The sequence below is a fragment of the Thermus sp. genome (assembly GCF_056332225.1).
Genome location: NZ_JBWGQW010000005.1, coordinates 1 through 17,594 on the forward strand (window position 1 = coordinate 1; position 17,594 = coordinate 17,594).

General features: G+C 69.2%; 16 protein-coding genes. 9 read left to right on the top strand and 7 right to left on the bottom strand.

The genetic code is table 11. The features are described 5' to 3' along the window. Positions 1–265: NADH-quinone oxidoreductase subunit 15 (locus AC01Y6_RS01895; RefSeq protein ID WP_476669979.1), on the bottom strand; the 265-nt coding region annotated here is incomplete at its 3' end. 34 nt (positions 266–299) lie between these two features. Next, the gene (locus AC01Y6_RS01900) at positions 300–1,373 is read right to left on the bottom strand and encodes a radical SAM protein (protein ID WP_428716668.1); all 1,074 of its coding nucleotides are present in this window, start codon (positions 1,371–1,373) and stop codon (positions 300–302) included. Positions 1,374–1,391: 18 nt separating this feature from the next. On the opposite strand from AC01Y6_RS01900, the gene AC01Y6_RS01905 reads away from it, so the two are divergent. Genes AC01Y6_RS01905 through wecB form a run of 4 tightly spaced genes read left to right on the top strand, consistent with a single transcriptional unit; the run spans position 1,392 to position 5,065 of the window. Then, positions 1,392–2,231: a phosphotransferase family protein gene (locus AC01Y6_RS01905; protein ID WP_347241952.1), complete on the top strand. Its 840-nt coding sequence runs from the start codon at positions 1,392–1,394 to the stop codon at positions 2,229–2,231. 10 nt (positions 2,232–2,241) lie between these two features. After that, complete coding sequence (gene upp, locus AC01Y6_RS01910) at positions 2,242–2,868, top strand: uracil phosphoribosyltransferase (protein WP_347241951.1); 627 nt, start codon at positions 2,242–2,244, stop codon at positions 2,866–2,868. Next, positions 2,865–3,950, top strand: a complete 1,086-nt coding sequence (locus AC01Y6_RS01915) for an MraY family glycosyltransferase (RefSeq protein ID WP_476669980.1) — start codon at positions 2,865–2,867, stop codon at positions 3,948–3,950. Before upp ends, AC01Y6_RS01915 begins: the two co-directional genes overlap by 4 nt. Continuing rightward, entirely contained in the window at positions 3,947–5,065 is a 1,119-nt protein-coding gene (gene wecB / locus AC01Y6_RS01920) for a non-hydrolyzing UDP-N-acetylglucosamine 2-epimerase (RefSeq protein WP_476669981.1), read from the top strand. The genes AC01Y6_RS01915 and wecB overlap by 4 nt, the downstream gene beginning before the upstream one ends. Here wecB and AC01Y6_RS01925 read toward each other — a convergent pair. Continuing rightward, the gene (locus tag AC01Y6_RS01925) at positions 5,040–6,236 is read right to left on the bottom strand and encodes an MFS transporter (RefSeq protein ID WP_476669982.1); all 1,197 of its coding nucleotides are present in this window, start codon (positions 6,234–6,236) and stop codon (positions 5,040–5,042) included. The two genes, wecB and AC01Y6_RS01925, sit on opposite strands and share 26 nt — an antisense overlap. 112 nt (positions 6,237–6,348) lie before the next feature. On the opposite strand from AC01Y6_RS01925, the gene AC01Y6_RS01930 reads away from it, so the two are divergent. The 4 genes from AC01Y6_RS01930 to AC01Y6_RS01945 are packed head-to-tail and all read left to right on the top strand — an operon-like array spanning position 6,349 to position 10,969. Next, positions 6,349–7,338, top strand: a complete 990-nt coding sequence (locus AC01Y6_RS01930) for a TAXI family TRAP transporter solute-binding subunit (RefSeq protein WP_476670033.1) — start codon at positions 6,349–6,351, stop codon at positions 7,336–7,338. 60 nt (positions 7,339–7,398) lie between these two features. Beyond that, positions 7,399–9,528 carry a TRAP transporter permease gene (locus AC01Y6_RS01935; protein WP_476669984.1) on the top strand — a complete coding sequence of 710 codons (2,130 nt, stop codon included), beginning with the start codon at positions 7,399–7,401 and terminating at the stop codon, positions 9,526–9,528. Positions 9,529–9,552: 24 nt separating this feature from the next. Next, positions 9,553–10,530 (top strand): TAXI family TRAP transporter solute-binding subunit, encoded by a 978-nt coding sequence (locus tag AC01Y6_RS01940; RefSeq protein WP_476669985.1) that lies wholly within the window; start codon positions 9,553–9,555, stop codon positions 10,528–10,530. 34 nt (positions 10,531–10,564) lie between these two features. Next, entirely contained in the window at positions 10,565–10,969 is a 405-nt protein-coding gene (locus tag AC01Y6_RS01945) for a hypothetical protein (RefSeq protein WP_428721667.1), read from the top strand. Here AC01Y6_RS01945 and AC01Y6_RS01950 read toward each other — a convergent pair. Then, entirely contained in the window at positions 10,966–12,183 is a 1,218-nt protein-coding gene (locus tag AC01Y6_RS01950; RefSeq protein ID WP_476669987.1) for a S1C family serine protease, read from the bottom strand. The genes AC01Y6_RS01945 and AC01Y6_RS01950 overlap by 4 nt on opposite strands. Positions 12,184–12,229: 46 nt before the next feature. Continuing rightward, a complete protein-coding gene (gene purU / locus AC01Y6_RS01955) occupies positions 12,230–13,087 on the bottom strand; it encodes a formyltetrahydrofolate deformylase (RefSeq protein ID WP_476669989.1) in 858 nt (285 codons plus the stop codon). Between the two features lie 18 nt (positions 13,088–13,105). On the opposite strand from purU, the gene rraA reads away from it, so the two are divergent. Continuing rightward, positions 13,106–13,600, top strand: a complete 495-nt coding sequence (rraA, locus tag AC01Y6_RS01960; RefSeq protein ID WP_476669991.1) for a ribonuclease E activity regulator RraA — start codon at positions 13,106–13,108, stop codon at positions 13,598–13,600. Here rraA and mutL read toward each other — a convergent pair. Next, entirely contained in the window at positions 13,494–15,128 is a 1,635-nt protein-coding gene (gene mutL, locus AC01Y6_RS01965) for a DNA mismatch repair endonuclease MutL (protein WP_476669992.1), read from the bottom strand. The two genes, rraA and mutL, sit on opposite strands and share 107 nt — an antisense overlap. Beyond that, the gene (mutS, locus tag AC01Y6_RS01970; RefSeq protein WP_476669994.1) at positions 15,125–17,560 is read right to left on the bottom strand and encodes a DNA mismatch repair protein MutS; all 2,436 of its coding nucleotides are present in this window, start codon (positions 17,558–17,560) and stop codon (positions 15,125–15,127) included. Before mutS ends, mutL begins: the two co-directional genes overlap by 4 nt. Positions 17,561–17,594: the final 34 nt, after the last annotated feature.

Consider the following 17,594-nt stretch of genomic DNA (forward strand, 5'->3'; position numbering starts at 1 on the left):
CCCTAGGAAGGCGGAGGCCGATCCGCTTGAGCTTGGCGTGCCTCGGGGAGACGTCGGCGAGGAGGAAGGGCTCCCCGAGCCCGTCGGAGAGGGAGGCGGTCATGATGGTGGTGGGGAGGTCGTAGGGGCGCTCCATGCGGTAGATGAAGTCGGGGAAGTCCGCCTCCTTCTCAAAGCGCACGCCCTTCGCCTGGGCGTACTCCCGCATCCAGGAGAGGAGCTCCACCCAGGCCTCGTAGAGTTCGCGCTCGGAAGACGCGCTCATGGCCTGAGTATACCCCACTGGGGCGGCGAGGCGCTCAGTAAAGGAACTCCCGGATGTCGTACCGGCCCGCCTTCAGACCCAGGGCCCGGAGGGCCCGCACCCAGGCCTTAAGCTCCCCCTCGAGGTCCTCCAAGGGCGGAAGGCCCAGGCGGGCGTAAGGGGTGTGGGGGTCTTCCTGGAAGGGGGAAAGGTAGACCAGGTCCTCCGGCCCCAAGGGAAGCTCGGAGAGAAGGGCGAGGCTTTCCCGGAAGTGGGCCTCTCGGAAGGGCCTCCCCCCCACACCCACCATGAGGATCACCCCCACGGAAAGCCCGGCTCTCTTCAAGGTCCGCACCAAAGGAAGGGCCTCCTTGGGATGGCCGGGCTTCTGGAGGAGGGCGAGGAGGGGGGCGTGCCCCGTCTCCAGACCGAGGTAGACCCGCCTCAAGCCCAGATCCCCAAGCCTTTCCCACCAGGAAGGGGCTTTCTTCAGGCCGGTGAAGAGGTCCAAAAACCCCATCACGGGCTCCCCGGGGAAGTGGGCCCGCACGAGCTCCAGGAAGGGAAGAAGGGGCTCGGAGAGGGCGAGGGCGTTCCCGTCCGCGAGGAAGACCCCGCGCCGGAGAAGCCTGCCCCGCCCAAGCAGGGCCAAGACGGCCTGGATGTGCTCCCGGAAGGCCTCTGGGCCTCGCTTCTGGAAGGGGCGGTCCTGGTAGAAGCTGCAGAAGGCGCAACGGTTCCAGGTGCACCCCGTGGTGGCCTGGAGGACCACGGAGAGGTAGGCGTCGGGGGGAAGGATGCTTATGGGCCAGGCGTAGGCCCTGCGGTAGGGCGTGGGGTCCAGGAGGCCCTCCGGGGTCCAGCGGAGCACCTCCTCCCGCCTCCTTTCGTCCCGCAGATGGGCCTCGGCCAGGGCCAGGACCTCCCGGTAGACCCCAAGGGCCTCCTCGGGGGCAAGCCTTTTCCGCCTCCGCTCCCCTTCCCGGTAGCGGAGGTGGAGGCTCCCGTCCAGGGCGCGCTTGAAGGTCTCCCCCTCGCGGAAGTAGTGGTAGAGCCTCCCCTCCCGGTCAAAGGAAAGCACCCGGTCCCCCAGGGAGAGGACCGTGGCCTCGGGCCGGAGGAGCTCCATAGGGCTAGAATAAGCCCCGTGGCCGTGGCCGCCCTAAAGGGCCTCCTTCCCCCCGAAGGCTTCGCCCGCCTGACCCCTCTGGGAGGGTTTGAAGCCCGGGTCTACACCGACGGGGAACGGGTCTACAAGGTCTACGGGAAGGAGGAGGCCCACCTGGCGGGCCTCGAGGCCCGCCGTATGGCCCGGGCGGGCTTTGGGGGCCTGGTCCTGGCCGTGATCCAGGGAGAGGAGGGGGGCGTCCTCGTCACCCGCCGCTTCCCCGGGAGGCCCTTCGCCCCCGAGGCCTTCACCCCCAAAACCCTCGCCGCCCTCTCCCACCTCTTCCTCGCCCTCCACCGCCTGCCGGAGCCGGGACGCGTCTCCGAGGAAGAGCTCCTCGCCCGGCTGGAAACCTTCGCCGAAAGCCTGCGGGATGAGCCCGAGGCCCTGGGGCTGATCCAGGCCCTAAGGCGGGAGGTGGCCCTGGCCGTGGGGGCGGAACGCCGCTTCTGCCACCGGGACGCCTGGGCGGGCAACCTCCTGGTGAAGACCCCGGGGGAGGAAGGCCCGGAGGTGTTGCTGGTGGACTGGGTGCGCGCGGGAGGGGACGACCCGGCGAGGGACCTCGCCCTCCTGAAGACGGGAAGCCTGGACCTTCTGGGTGAGGAAAGGGCCCGGGAAGTCCTCTTCCGCCTGGCCCGCCTCTACCCCAGGGAGGTCCGGGAGCGCCTCGCCTTCTACGTCCCCCTCACCTACCTCCACGACCTCCACTGGTTCCGCACCAAGGAACCCCGGGGCTTTGCCCAGGCCCTGGAGGAAAAGCTCCCCAAGGCCCTCGCCTTCTTCCGGGACTTCTTCCCCCGAAGGGGAGCGTGGTAGGCTCTTGCCGATGAGGATCACCCTGGTGGACCACCCCCTGGTCCAGCACAAGCTGGCCCACCTCCGGGACAAGCGCACGGGCCCCAAGGACTTCCGGGAGCTCGCCGAGGAGATCGCCATGCTCATGGCCTACGAGGCCATGCGGGACCTGGAGCTCACCGAAACCACGGTGGAGACCCCCATCGCCCCCGCCCGGGTCAAGGTGCTCTCCGGGAAAAAGCTCGCCCTGGTGGCCATCCTCCGGGCGGGGCTCGTGATGGTGGAGGGCATCCTGAAGCTCGTCCCCCACGCCCGGGTGGGGCACATCGGCCTCTACCGGGACCCCGAGTCCCTAAGCCCCGTGCAGTACTACGCCAAACTCCCCCCGGACATCGCCGAGAGGAGGGTCTTCCTCCTGGACCCCATGCTGGCCACCGGGGGAAGCGCGAGCCGCGCCCTTTCCCTCCTCAAGGAGAAGGGAGCCACGGGCGTCAAGCTCATGGCCATCCTCGCCGCCCCCGAGGGCCTGGAGCGCATCGCCAAGGACCACCCGGACACCGAGGTGGTGGTGGCGGCCATAGACGAGCGCCTCAATGACCACGGCTACATCGTCCCCGGGCTTGGCGACGCCGGGGACCGGATCTACGGGACCAAATGATGGAGCTCCTCAAGCGCCTAGGCATCGCCGACCCTCTAGGGCCCGGATGGCTCACCGTGGCCTTCGCCTTCCTCCTGGCCCTCTTCTTCACCTGGCGCTTCCTTCCCCAGGTGCGCCGCTTCGCCCTGAAGGTGGGCTGGGCCGACCTGCCCAACGAACGGCGCCTCAACCGGGAGCCCCTCCCCAACGCCGGGGGGCTTGCCCTCTACGCCGGGGTGGTCTTGGCCCTGGTGGTGGCGGCCTTCCTAAGGCCCATCCTGGTGGAGAAGGTCCTCATCCAGATCCTGGCCATCCTCCTCGGGGGGGCCTGGCTCGTGCTGGTGGGCTTCATTGACGACCAGTTCGGCCTGCCGCCCCTCTTCCGCCTCTTCGTCCAGACCCTCTCCGCCCTCCTCCTCGTGGCCGTGGGGGTGCGCTTTGAGGCCGCCTTCGGCACCCCCTTGGACCCGGCCTTGGGGCTTTTCCTCACCTGGCTCTGGGTGGTGGGAATCACCAACGCCCTAAACCTCATGGACGGCCTGGACGGCCTCGCCGGGGGCATCGCCTTCATCAGCGCCATGAGCCTCCTCTTCGTCTCCGCCCAGTTCCCCTTTTGGGCGGCGGGCACCCTGGTGCTTTCCGCCCTGGCGGGGGCCTCCTTGGGCTTCCTGCGGCACAACCTCCACCCAAGCCGCATCATCCTGGGGGACGCCGGGGCCTACTTCCTGGGCTACACCCTGGCCGCCACCGCCCTCCTCGGCAACCTCAAGCTCACCACCTTCCTGGGCCTCCTCCCCCCGGCCCTCTTCCTCCTCCTCCCCATCCTGGACACCACCCAGGTGGTGGTGCGGAGGCTCCTTAGGGGCCAGAACCCCCTCGCCACCCCCGGCAAGGACCACATCCACCACCGCCTCCTGGCCCGGGGGCTTTCCCAGAGGCGGGTGGCCTTCCTCCTCTGGGGGGCGGCCCTCCTCTTCAACCTCCTCGCCATGGTCTACCTCAGGGTGCCCTGGGAGGCCGTCTTGGCGAGCCTTCTCGCCACCTTGTTTGGCCTTTCCTGGGTCACCTACCGGAGGCTTCGGGCCCTTTGGAGGGGCGAATGAAGCGCGTGGTCCTCGCCTTCGGCACCCGGCCCGAGGCCACCAAGATGGCCCCCGTGTACCTGGCCCTGAAGGCCATGCCCTACATCAAGCCCCTCGTCCTCCTCACGGGCCAGCACCGGGAGCAACTCCGGCAGGCCCTCTCCCTCTTCGGCATCCAGGAGGACCGGAACCTGGACGTGATGCAGGAGCGCCAGGCCCTTCCCGACCTCGCGGCCCGCATCCTCCCCCAGGCGGCCAGGGCCCTCAAGGAGATGGGGGCGGACTACGTCTTGGTCCACGGGGACACCCTCACCACCTTCGCCGTGGCCTGGGCCGCCTTCCTGGAAGGAATCCCGGTGGGCCACGTGGAGGCGGGCCTAAGGAGCGGCAACCTCAAGGAGCCCTTCCCCGAGGAGGCCAACCGCCGCCTCACCGACGTCCTCACCGACCTGGACTTCGCCCCCACCCCCCTCGCCAAGGAGAACCTCCTTAAGGAGGGGAAGCGGGAGGAGGGGATCCTGGTCACGGGCCAGACCGGGGTGGACGCCGTGCTCCTCGCCGCCAAGCTCGGGCGGCTTCCCGAGGGGCTTCCCGAAGGGCCCTACGTCACCGTGACCATGCACCGCCGGGAGAACTGGCCCCTCCTTTCCGGCCTCGCCCAAGCCCTAAAAAGGGTGGCCGAGGCCTTCCCCCACCTCACCTTCGTCTACCCCGTGCACCTGAACCCCGTGGTGCGGGAGGCGGTCTTCCCGGTGCTTAGGGGGGTGAGGAACTTCGTCCTTCTGGACCCCCTGGAGTACGGCCCCATGGCCGCCCTCATGCGGGAAAGCCTCCTCCTCGTCACCGACTCCGGGGGCCTCCAGGAGGAAGGGGCCGCCTTAGGGGTGCCCGTGGTGGTCCTGAGGAACGTCACGGAGAGGCCCGAGGGCCTAAAAGCCGGGATCCTCAAGCTGGCGGGCACGGACCCCGAAGGGGTCTACCGGGTGGTGAAGGGGCTTTTGGAAAACCCGGAGGAGCTTGAGCGCATGCGGCGGGCCAAGAACCCCTACGGGGACGGGAAGGCGGGGCAGAGGGTGGCGAGGGGGGTGGCCTGGCGGCTTGGGCTCGAGCCTAGGCCCGAAGACTGGACCCCCTAGGCCAAGAGCGGAGCTGGTAAAGGCCCACGAGGAGGACCATCCCCCCGAGGGCCAGGGCGGCGCGCCGCCCTCCCAAGAGCTCAAAGAGGAGCCCCGTGAGGTAGGCCCCCAAGGGCCCGGTGCCCAGCATCACCAGGCTGTAGACCGCCATGACCCGGCCCCGCAAACGGTCGGGCACGGAGAGCTGGACCAGGGTGTTGGCGTTGATGAGAACGGAGATCATCCCGAAGCCCCCCAGGGCCAGGAAAAGGGGCACGGCGGGGGCCGGGGCGAAGAAGAGGCCCAGGTGGGCCAGGGCCAGGGCGAAGACCCCGAGGAGGAGCCTTGGGGGCCTCGGCCTCCCGGTGAAGGCCATGATCAGGGCGGCGAGGATCGCCCCCACGCCCACGCTGGAGAGGAGGAAGCCATAGCCCGTGGCGGAAAGCTCGAGGACGAGCCGGGCGTAGGCGGGGACCAGGGTCTGGAAGTTCATGCCGAGGAGACTCGCGAAGAGGACGAGCCCCACCACCCGGCGCACCAGGGGGTGGCCCAGGACGAACCCCACCCCCTCCAGGGCCTCCCGCCACCAGCGCCCATCCCCCTCCTCCCCTCGAGGCCCCGGGGCGAGGCGGCGGAGGACGAGGAGGAGGGGAAGGAAGGAAAAGGCGTTGGCGAGGTAAGCGGCCCCCACGCCGTAGAAGGCGATGAGGAAGCCCGATAGGGCGGGTCCCAGAAGGCGGCTCGTGTTGAAGCCGAAGGAGTTCAGGGCGATGGCCCCGGGGTAGCGCTCCCGGCCCGCCAGTTCCACGGTGAAGCTTTGGCGCACGGGCTGGTCCATGGCGTTCAGGGCCCCGTAGAGGAAGGCGAAGAGGAGGACGTGCCCGTAGCGCACCCACCCCGTGAGGGTGAGGAGGGCCATGAGGAGGGCGAGGAGCATCATCCCCCCCTGGGTGAAGAGGAGAAGGTTCCGCTTGGGGTAGCGGTCCGCCAGAACCCCGGCGGGAAGCGAGAAAAGGAGGGAGGGGAGGAACTGGAGGGCCACCACCAGGCCGAGCCGCTCGGCGCTCCCCGTGAGGAGGAGGACCAACCACCCCTGGGCCGCGGACTGCATCCAGGTACCCATCTGGGAGGTGAAGAGGGCCAACCAGTAGGCGCGGTAGCGGGGGTCCCGAAGGAGGGCCAGGGCCAGCACCCTCCCATGGTACGACTGACCGCCCAGTCATGCCCCGGGCCACCCCCCGCCTTGACAGGCCCCCAGGACCAGGGTAGGGTATAAGCGCAAAAGTATGCGGGAGGTGAACGCGATGCGGAAAAGCCTTATCCTGCTGGCCTTGTCCCTCACGGCCCTGGCCCTAGGCCAGAAGCCCAAGGTGGTCATCGGCACCGGAAGCACCGGCGGGGTCTTCTTCTACTACGGCACCGCCATGGCCGACATCCTCAACAAGGCCGGGGCGGTGGAGGCCCAGCCCGTGCAGACCGGGGGCTCCTACGACAACCTGCAGCTTCTCCGCGACCGCACCAACCCCCAGGGGAACACCTTCTACTGCGCCCTCACCACCACGGACTCCGCCTACGTGGCCTACACCGGGGAAGACCCCCGCTTCAAGGAAAAGCCCGCCAAGAGCCAGCGGGTGCTCTTCTACATGTACCCCTCCTTCATCCACCTGGTGACCTCGGAGAAGACGGGCATCAAGCTGGTGCAGGACCTAAAGGGCAAACGGGTCTCCACGGGTCAGCCCGGCTCCAGCACCGAGAACCTGGCCCTCCTCGTCCTCCAGGGGGCCGGGGTGAAGCCCGAGTCCTTCGCCAAGCGGGAGCGCCTCCCGGTGGCCGAGGCGGCCAAGGCCCTGGCCGAGGGCACCCTGGACGCCTTCTTCTGGGTGGGGGGTCTACCCACCAGCTCCATCGTGGAGCTCTCCCAGACCCTGGCCCGCAAGGGGGACCGGATCTACCTGGTGCCCATAGACCCCAAGAGCACCACGGCCCAGGTGGTCCTGAAGCGCTTCCCCGGCCTGGTGGACACCTACAAGGTGCCCAAGAGCGTCTACAACACCCGGACCGACGTGCCCGGCCTGGCCACGGGCAACATCGTGGTCTGCCCGGAAAGCCTCCCCGAGGAGGCGGCCTACGCCATGGTGAAGGCGGTGTTTGACAACCTCCAGACCCTGAGGACCGCCGTGGCCGCGGCCAAGGACACGAGCCTCGAGGCCACCGCCCGCCTCTACGGCAAGCTCCCCATCCCCTTCCACCCCGGGGCGGAGCGCTACCTGAAGGAAAAGGGCCTTCTTAAGTAAAAAGCCGCACGAGCCCGGGGTCGGGAAACCCCCGGACCCCGGGCCTTCTTGGAGAACCCCATGGAACTGGAACGCCCGGCCTCACCCCCCACCCCCCTCGCCCGCCTCACCGACTGGGTCCTGGCGCTGGGGGCCCTCTTCAGCCTGTACCTGGTCCTCCACCCCTTCACCCCCCTTTCCCGGGCCGAGATCCCCATCCTGGACCAAGTACAGTTACAGCGAAGCACCCATGTTCTCTTCCTTCTCCTTGGCGCTTACTTGGTAAGTTTCTACTCGCCGAGGAAGCGCACCCCCGGGGCCTGGGTCTACTTCCTCTTCAGCCTCGTGCCCCTCTACAACTTCCTCTTCCCCAACATCCCCATGCCCCTCGCCCCCAAGCTCACCGGCCTCCTCTACTGGGGCGTGGCCGTCCTCCCCGCCCTCCTCCCAGGTCTCAAGCGCCCCGCCGACCTCCTGGCGGTCCTCCTTGCCCTTTTCCCCACCCTGTACCAGCTCCGCTACTTTGAGGAGCTGGTCTACCGGGCGGTCTTACCCGAGCCCTGGGACATGGCCATGTCCTTCGGCCTCATCATGCTGGTCCTGGGAGCGGTCTACCGCCTCTTGGGCCCGGTGATGCCCGTCTTGGTCCTCTTCTTCTTCAGCTACAACCTCTACGCCGACCTCTTCCCCGGGGCCTTTAGGGGAAGCCGCCAGGGCATTGACCTCCTCCTGGGCAAAACCTTCAACGAGACGGAAGCGGGCATCTACGGCCTCATCACCGGGGTCTCCGCCAAGTACCTGGTCTACTTCACCCTCCTTTCCGGCATGATCGCCGCCTTGGGCCTGGGCAAGGTGGTGGCCAACCTGGCCCTGGCCCTGGTGGGCAAAAGCCCCGCCACCCCGGGGCGGGTCACGGGCATCGCCAGCGTCTTCATGGGCATGTTCTCCGGAAGCGGGGCCGCCGACACCCAGTTCGTGGCCGCCCTGACCAAACCCCTCTACGAGCGGGCGGGCTACGACCGCCTCGTCGCCGCCGGGCTCGTGGCCACCGCCGGCACCATCGCCCTCATCACCCCGCCCGTTTTGGGCTCCATCGCCTTCATCATGGTGGAGATTCTGGAAATCCCCTTGCTGAAGGTGATCGTCATGACCATCGGCCCCGCCCTCCTCTACCTCACCACCGTGCTGGCCTTCAACGAGTTCTACGCCCGGAAGATGGGGCTCAAGCCCGTGGCCCCCGAGCTCGGCATGAGCCGCGGGGCCTACATCCTGCGCTACGGCTTCATCTTCCTGCCCATCCTGCTCATCGTGGCCATGCTCTACCTAGGCTACGAGGTGCGCACCGCCGCAAGCCTCGCCCTGGTCCTCTTCGTGGCCCTGGCCTACCTGGACCCCACCCTGAGGCCCAAGGGCCTCGGTCCCCTCTTCCAAGGGCTCGCCGATGGCTTCCGCACCCTGCTTCCCATCGGCACCGCCGTCACCGCCGCCAACCTCATCTTCGCCAACATGGTGATCTCCGGGCTGCCCTCCAAGTTCAGCCAGCTTTTGCAGCAGGTCTCCGGGGAAAGCCTTCTCCTCGCCACCCTCATCACCGCCCTCTTCAGCCTGGTGCTGGGAATGGGCGTTCCCCCCACGGCCACCTACGTCCTCACCTCCGCCCTCACCGCCCCCGCCATCATCGCCTTGGCGGTGAAGAACTTCACCGCGGAAGGCCTGAGCCCGGAGGCCGCCCAGAAGGCCGCCCTCCTCGCCACCCACATGTTCCTCTTCTACTACGCCGTCCTGGCCGACGTGACCCCGCCCGTGGCCCTCTCCGCGTACGCCGCCGCCAGCGTCTTCGGCACCAACCCCCTGCAGACCGGGGTCTACGCCGCCCGGGTAGCCCTTTCCAAGTACCTGGTGGGCTTTTTCTTCCTCCTGACCTACTCGGGCTCGGCCCTCCTCATCGCGCCCGTGCTGGAGACCGCCCCTCCTGAAGAGGCCTGGGCCCTCATCCTCTGGCGCTTCCTGGCGGTGGGCGCAGGAGTGATCTACCTCTCCGCCTCAGGCGCCGGGTACACGAGAAGACCCCTAGAGCGCTGGGAGGCCTGGGCCTTGGGGATCCTAGCCGTTCTCCTCTTCGTGCCCCAGCCCTACCTGAACCTGGCCGCCTTCCTCCTGGGCCTCCTCTTCTTCCGCAAGGGCTTGACGGGAAAGCCCAAAGGGGCTTAGGGTAGGGCCGAAAGGAGGAAAGGGATGAAGCGAGCCCTGCTGGCCCTTTTGGCCCTGAGCGGTCTGGCCCTGGCCCAGAAGCCCAAGGTGGTCATCGCCACCGGAGGGGTGGGCGGGGTCTACTTCTACTACGGCACCGCCCTGGCGGAGATCCTGACCAAGGCGGGGGTGGCCGAGGCCCAGGCCATCCAGACCGCCGCCTCCATTGACAACCTCCTCCTCCTGGAAAACCGCACCGGGGGCGGCACCTACTACTGCGCCACCGTCCTGCCCGACTCCGCCTACCTGGCCTACACGGGCGCCCACGAGCGCTTCCGGGAAAAGCCCGCCAAGAGCGTGCGCATCCTCTTCGCCATGTACCCCAACTACCTCCACCTCGTCACCCGGGAGGGAAGCGGTATCCGCGTGGTGCAGGACCTCAAGGGCAAACGGGTCTCCACCGGGGCCCCAGGCTCGGGCACCGAGGTGGAGGCCCTCCTCGTCCTCCAGGCGGCGGGGCTTTCCCCCAAGGACTTCGCCAAGCAGGAGCGCCTGGGGGCCCAGGAGAGCGCAAACGCCTTAGCCGAGGGCAACCTGGACGCCTTCTTCTGGTCGGGTGGCCTGCCTACCGGGGCCGTCACCGAGCTCTCCACCTCCCTGGCCCGCAAGGGGCAGCGGATCTACCTGGTGCCCATAGACCCCAAGAGCACCGTGGCCCAGACCTTCCAGAAGCGCTTCCCGGGGCTCGCCGGGCCCGGGGTCATCCCCAAAGCGGTCTACGGGGCCCGCGCCGACACCCCCACCCTCACCTTCTGGAACCTCTTCGTCTGCCCCGCGAGCCTCCCCGAGGAGGCCGCCTACGCCCTCACCAAGGCCACCTTTGAGAACGTCCAGGCCCTGCGCCAAGCGGTGGCCGCGGCCAAGGACACCACCCTGGAAAACGCCGTGCGCTTCGTGGGCGGCGCCATTCCCTACCACGAGGGGGCGCTCCGCTACTTCCGCGAGGCCGGGGCCCTGAAGTAGCCCCCGCCGGGATGGGGCCCCGCGGGGCCGAAGGATGCCGGAGGGAAAGGTGGCCACCCCGGGGAAGGCCCTTTGGCTCCTCCTCCTCGCCCTCTCCCTGGTGCGGGTGGTGGAGGTGGAGGGCGGAGGCCAGAGGGCCTACCTGGCTCTCTTCCCCTGGGAGGAGGCCCGGGTGGAGTTCCTGAACTCGGTGACGGGGAGGCCCGTCCTCCTGGAGTTCCGCCCCCTCTTCCGCTTCCAGGACTTCCGGGCCTATACCGATCCCGAGACCGAGGCCTACTACACCGGCGGGGTCTACCCCTGGAACCAGGCCCTGGCCCGGGAGCGGAGGCGGGAGCTCGTCTACTGTTCCGAGCTGGGCCTGGCCCTAAGGCTCGGAGGGCGCTGGTTCCGGGCCCAGGAGGGGTGCCTGCGCCTCCGCCTGCTCTTTCCCCCCTAGCGCAACACCTGGGGCACGACCCGAAGGGTGAGGGTCTTCCCCTGGCGCCAGACCTCGAGGGCCACCGCCTCTCCCGGCTTCTTGGCGTAGAGGACCTGCCGGAGCTGGGCGATGGAGGTGAGGGGAACCCCATCCGCCTCCAAGAGGACATCCCCGTCTACGCCCACCTGCAGGGTCTCCCCCGTGGGGAGCTGGAGGTAGGCAAAGCGGCTTGGGGCCTTGAGGCCCGCCCTTTGGGCAGGGCTATTGCCCTCCACCTCCTGGACCATGAGGCCAGCCTCGGGCAGGCCGTACTGCTTGCGGAGCCTTTCAGGGTAGAGGGAGAGGGGGATGAGGGAAACCCCGAGACGGGGGCGGCTTCTCACGATCGCCTCGGCGGTGAGGGTCTTCCCCGCCCTAAGCTCGGGCAGGTACTGCTTCACCAGGTTGATGGGGAGGGCGAACCCCACCCCGGCGAACTGGGCGGCCCCGAACTGGCCCGTGGGGGTGAAGATGGCGGTGTTGATGCCGATGACCTCGCCCCGGGAGTTGAGGAGGGGCCCCCCGGAGTTGCCGGGGTTGATGGCGGCGTCCGTCTGGATCACCTGGGGCACCAGGCCCGACTCGTCCCCGATGGCCCCGGGGTTTTCCCGGATGGCGGAGACGATCCCCTGGGTCACGGTGAACTCCAGGCCGAAGGGGTTCCCCATGGCGATGGCCTTCTGGCCCACGCGGATCCGGTCCGAGTCCCCCAGGACCAGGGGGACGAGCCGCTCCTTCGGGGCGTCCACCTTGAGGAGGGCCACGTCCAGGGGCGGGGCCGCCCCCACCAGGCGGGCCCGGTACTCCTTGGGGTCGTTGTGGAACTTTACCGTGATCTGGCTCGCCCCCTCCACCACGTGGTAGTTGGTGAGGATGTAGCCCTCCTTATCAATAACGAACCCGGAACCCGTCCCCTGCTGGGGAGGGGCCTGCAGGAAGGGGGCGAAGAACTCAAACCCTGGAGGGAGCGGGACGCTTTGCGGCCGGGTGACCACGGAGACGTAGACCACCCCGTCCCCGTAGCGCTCCACGATCTCCACGGTGTTCCGCTCGTACTCCAGAAGACCCCCGTCCGCCGGGGGCGGAGAGGTCTCGGAGCGAGGGGTCTGGCCCTGGGAGAGGCCCCACCAGAGCACCGCCCCGGCCATCACCGAGAGCACCAGAAACCCCACGAAGGAACGGCCCAGGTTCATGCGCCACCTCCTGGCCCTACCTTACCCCCGCTCCGTTAGGCGGCGATTAGACGAAGACCACGGTGCGGTTCTCGTGGACGAGGATGCGGTCCTCGAGGTGCCAGCGCACCGCCCGGGCTAGCACGGTGCGCTCAAGCTCCTGGCCCAGCCTCTTCATCTCCCGCACCGAGTGCCGGTGGGAGACCCGGACCACGTCCTGCTCAATGATGGGCCCCTGGTCCAGCTCCTCGGTCACGTAGTGGGCCGTGGCCCCGATGAGCTTCACCCCCCGCTCGTAGGCCTGGCGGTAGGGGTTCGCCCCGGCGAAGGCGGGGAGGAAGGAGTGGTGGATGTTGAGGATGCGCATGGGGTAGCGCTCCACGAAGCCGGGAGAGAGGACCTGCATGTAGCGGGCGAGGACCACGAGCTCCACTTGCTCCTCCTCCAAAAGGGCGAGGATCCTCTCCTCCGCCTCCTCTTTGCGCCCCTTCTCCACGGGCACGTGGTGGTAGGGGACGCCGAAGCGCTCCACCTCCTCCTCGTGGTCGGGGTGGTTGGAGACCACGAGGCGGAGCTCCATGGGAAGCTCCCCCACCCGGTAGCGCCAAAGGAGCTCCAAGAGGGCGTGGGCCGGCTTGGAGACCAGGATGGCGGTGCGCTTCCTCTCCGAGGCGAAGGCCAGGCGCCAGTCCATCCCGAAGCGGCCCGCCACCACCTCCTGGAAGGCCCTTTCCAGGGCGGGGCGGGCCAGGTCCAGGTGGGAGGCGGTGAAGGCCACCCGCATGAAGAAGGTCCCCCCCTCGGGGTCGGTGGAGTGCTGTTGGAGGTCGGTGATGTTGGCCCCGTGGGCGTAGAGGAAGCCGCTGACGGCGGCCACGATGCCGGGGCGGTCGGGGCAGGTGACGAGAAGCCGCGCCTCCTCCATGGGGGCTACTATATCCCCATGGAAACCAGGACCACGGACCTCTCGGACCTCTACCCGGAAGGGGAAGCCCTCCCCATGGTCTTCAAAAACTTTGGCGGCAGGGCCCGTTTCGCGGGGCGGGTCAGGACCCTCGAGGTCTTTGAGGACAACGCCTTGGTGCGCAAGGTCCTGGAGGAGAGAGGAGAAGGCCAGGTCCTCTTCGTGGACGGAAAAGGCTCTTTGCGCACGGCCCTCCTCGGGGGCAACCTGGCCCGCCTGGCCTGGGAAAAGGGGTGGGCCGGGGTGGTGGTCCACGGGGCGGTGCGGGACACGGAGGAACTCAGGGAGGTCCCCATCGGCATCCTGGCCCTGGCCGCCACCCCCAAAAAAAGCGCCAAGGAGGGCAAGGGAGAGGTGGACGCGCCCCTTACGGTTCTCGGGGCGCGGGTGCTTCCGGGAAGCTTTCTCCTAGCCGACGAGGACGGGATTCTTCTCCTCCCCGGGCCCCCGAGCGGCGCCCAAAGCGGCGGATGAGGTCCTCCTCGGTGAGGGCCAAGAGCACCGGCCTCCCATGGGGGCAGACCCAGGGGGTCTCGCAGGCGAGGAGGGCGTCCAGCAGGGCCTGGCCCTGGGCCTGCCCCAAGGGGTGGCCCGCCTTGAGGGCGGGCAGGCAGGCGAGCCGGGCGAGAAGCCCCCGAAGGCTCCCTCCCTCGCCCCGCAGGGCCTCCTTGAAGACCTCGGGGAGCAAAAGGGGGTAGGGGTGGAGAAAAGGAGGCGCCTCCAGAAGGCGGACCCTCAGGGGCCCGAAGGGCTCGTAGGCGAAGAGCCGCCCCTCCATCCCCTGGCCCAGGCGCTCCGCCTCTCCGGGAGAGAGCTCCACCAAAACCGGGTACGGGAGAGGGGCCAGGCCCTCGGCCTGAAGGCGCCGCCTGAGCTCCTCAAAGAGCACCCGCTCGTGGGCGGCGTGCTGGTCCACGATGTAGAGGGTGCCCTCCCCCTCCGCCAGGAGGTAGCTCTCCCGGAACTGGGCGAGGAAGCGGAGCCGGGGAAGGCCGGAAGGGGTGGGCGGGGGGAGGGGAAGAAGGGGCTTGGGGTCGGGGAGGAGGCGGGCCAGGTTTTTCCGGCCCAGGGCCTCCCTAAGGGCTTCCTCCACGAAGGCCTCCGCCTCGGGCTCCAGGGAAACCTCCTCCTTGCGGGCATCCAAGCGGAGGCGGAAGGCGGAAGGGGGAAGCCTGAGGTTTAGGACCCCCACGGGGAAATGCCCCTCGGGGAGGAGCTCCCGGTAGGCCCGGCGCACGGCCTTGAGAAGCCCTGGAGGAAAGGCCACGGGGCGGCCGTTCACCGAAAGGAAGAGGGCGTCTTCCCGGGCGCGGGAAACCTGGGGGCCGGAAAGGAGCCCCACCAGGGCCCACTCCCCCGCCTCGGCCTCCACGGGGAAAAGCCTCTCCGCCAAGACCCTACCGAAGGCAAGCCGGGCCGCCTCCACAAGCCCCGCCCCCGGGAAGAGGAGCCTCGCCTCCCCCTCCACGAAAAGGGCCAGGGAGAGGTGGGGGTGGTGGAGGAGGTAGCGCCTGAAGAGCTCCAAAACCCCCCGGACCTCCCCTTTGGGGTCCCGTCCCTCGCCCCCGAAGAGGCCCAGGACCTCCACCCGGGTACCTGGGGGGGCGGGGCCCTCCTTCACCTCCACCCGCTCCCCCTTCACCCAAAGGAGGCCGCCGCCAAGCTGCTTCCGGGGCCGGGAGCGGATCTTGAGCGTGGCCGCCTGCCTCAGGGCGTAGAGGGCCTGGCCGCGGAAGCCCAGGGTGCGGATCCTCCCGGGGTCCTGGAGCTTGCTGGTGGAGAAGGGCTCCACGGCGAGGGGGAGGTCTTCCAGGGGAATCCCTTCCCCGTCGTCCTCCACCACGAGCCTTTCCAGCCCCCCGCCCAAGAGCTCCACCCGCACCCTCCTGGCCCCCGCGTCCAGGGCGTTTTCCAAGAGCTCCCGCACGGCGTCCCGCACGGAAAGGAGGACCTCTCCCCGGGCGAGGAGGCCCCTAAGCTCCGGGGGCAGGGGGCGGATCACCCCTTCATGCTACCCAAGGGGGCGCCGAGGGCCAAGGCCCGTAGCTCGTGGAGGAGCCTCAGGGCCTCGAGGGGGGTGAGGCGGTCGGGGTCTAGGGCGAGGAGGCGCTCCAAGACCTCCTCCAGGGCGCCCTCCCGCCTCGCGGCCATGGCCTGGAGGAGGGCCTTGGCCCGGGCCACCACCCCCTCCGGCAGGCCCGCCAGGGCCGCCACCTCCACCCCGTAGCTCTTGGAGGCGGGCCCGGGAAGGACCTGGTGGTAGAAGACGAGCCCCCCCGCCTCCTCCTTGGCGGCCACGTGCAGGTTCTTGAGCCGGGGGAGGGCGAGGGCGGTGAGCTCAAAGTAGTGGGTGGCGAAGAGGGCGTAGCACCGCCGCTCGTGCAGGGCCTCGGCCAAGGCGGTGGCGATGGCCACCCCGTCCAGGCTGCTCGTGCCCCGGCCCACCTCGTCTAGGAGGACCAGGCTCCTCTCCGTGGCCTCCTTGAGGACGAGGGCCACCTCCTCCATCTCCACCATGAAGGTGCTCTTCCCCCCGGCGAGGTCGTCGGAGGCCCCGATCCTCGTGTAGATGCCGTCAAAGAGGGGAAGATGGGCCTCCTCCGCGGGCACGAAGCTCCCGATCTGGGCGAGGAGGGCGATGAGGGCGGTCTGGCGCAGGAAGGTGCTCTTCCCCGCCATGTTGGGCCCGGTGACGAGGACGAGCTCGTGGGCCATCTCCAGGTCGTTGGGGACGAACTCCGCGCGGCGCTCCACCACCGGGTGGCGCCCCGCCCTTATGCGAAGCCTCTCCCCGAAGCGGGGCCGGGTGTAGCCGTAGCGCACCGCCACCTCGGCGAGGGCGGCAAAGACGTCCAGCTCGGCGAGGATGCGGGCGGCCTCCCTCAAGGCCTCCGCCTCCTTCCTCGCCCTCTCCCTGAGGGCGAGGAAGACCTCCTCCTCCCGCCTCTTGATCAGGGCCTCGAGGCGGTAGAGCTCCCGCTCCCGCTCCTTCATCTCCGGCAGGGTGTAGCGCTGCCGGTCCTTGAGGGTCTGGACGGGGCGGTACTCCTTGGGCACCTCTTCGTAGTAGGGGCGGGTCACCTCCAGGTAGTAGCCGAAGACGGCGTTGTACCCCACCTTGAGGGTGGGGATGCCCGTCCTCTCCTTCTCCCGGGCCTCGAGGTCCAGAAAGTAGGCCACCCCCTCGGCGTGGGCCCGCCTCAGGGCGTCCAGGTCGGGGTCGTACCCCTCCCGGATGAGCCCCCCCTCGGAGACCTTGAGGGGCGGGTCCTCCACCAGAGCCACCCTGAGCTCCTCAAGCAGGGCCGAGAGGTCGGGAAGCCCCGCCTCCTCCCCCAAAAGGCCCCCAAGCTCGGGGAGGATCTCCAGGCTCCGGCGGAGGGCGGCGAGGTCTTTGGGGCTCGCCCGGCCGAGCTCAAGCCGGGTGGCCAGGCGCTCCAAATCCGCGAGGCGGAAGAGGAGCCGCCGCACCCCCTCCCTCAGGGCCCCCTCCCGCACGAAGCGCTCCACCCGGTCAAGCCTCGCCTCCAGGGGGCCCCTTTCCAGGAGGGGGTGGCGGAGCCAGGCCTGGAGGAGCCTGCGGCCGGGCGCGGTCCTGGTCTCGTCCAGCACGGAGAAGAGGGTGTCCTGCCCCCTTAGGGGTTCAAAGACCTCGAGGGCCTTCAGGCTCGCCTCGGGCAGGCGCACGAAGGCCCCGGGGTCGTAGAGGCGGAAGGGCCGCACGCTCAAGGCCCCCCCCTGGGTGGCCCGGGCGTAGGCGAGGAGCGCCCCCTGGGCCCGCCTCAGGGCCAAGGGCCCCTCCCCTTCCGGCGCGAAGGGGGCCTCGGAGAGCATCACGGGAAAGCGCTTGCGGAACTCCTCCAGGAAGGCCCCGTTTTCCCGAAGCTCCGGGGCGAGGAGGACCTCGGCGGGCCGGTGGCGGAAAAGCTCCTCGTATAGGGCGCTTTTGCTCTTGAGGAGCGTCCCCTTGAACTCCCCCGTGGAGACGTCCAAAAAGGCCAGCCCCCACCCGTCCCCCGTGGCGACGGCGGCCAGGTAGTTGGCCTCCCGGGGAAGGAGGGCCTCCTGGGTGAGGGTCCCCGGGGTGAGAAGCTGGGTCACCTCCCGCCGCACCAGGCCTTCCGCCTCCTCGGCGGGCTCCACCTGGTCCGCCACCGCCAGGCGGAAGCCCATCTTGAGGAGCCTCTCGGCGTAGGCGTCAAAGGCCCTTATGGGGATCCCCGCCATGGGGGTGGTGAAGTCCTTGCTGGTCTTGTGGGTGAGCACCAGGCCGAGGGCGCGGGCGAGGCGCTCCGCGTCCTCCCCGAAGCACTCGTAGAAGTCCCCCACCTGGAAGAGGAGAAGGTAGTCGGGGTAACGGTCCCTCAGCTCCACGTACTGCTGGAGGAGGGGGGGTAGGGGACCCGGGCCTTCGCCCTTCAGCACGCCTTCCATGTTACGCGCCCGCCCCCGGGCCCCGCCATACTTC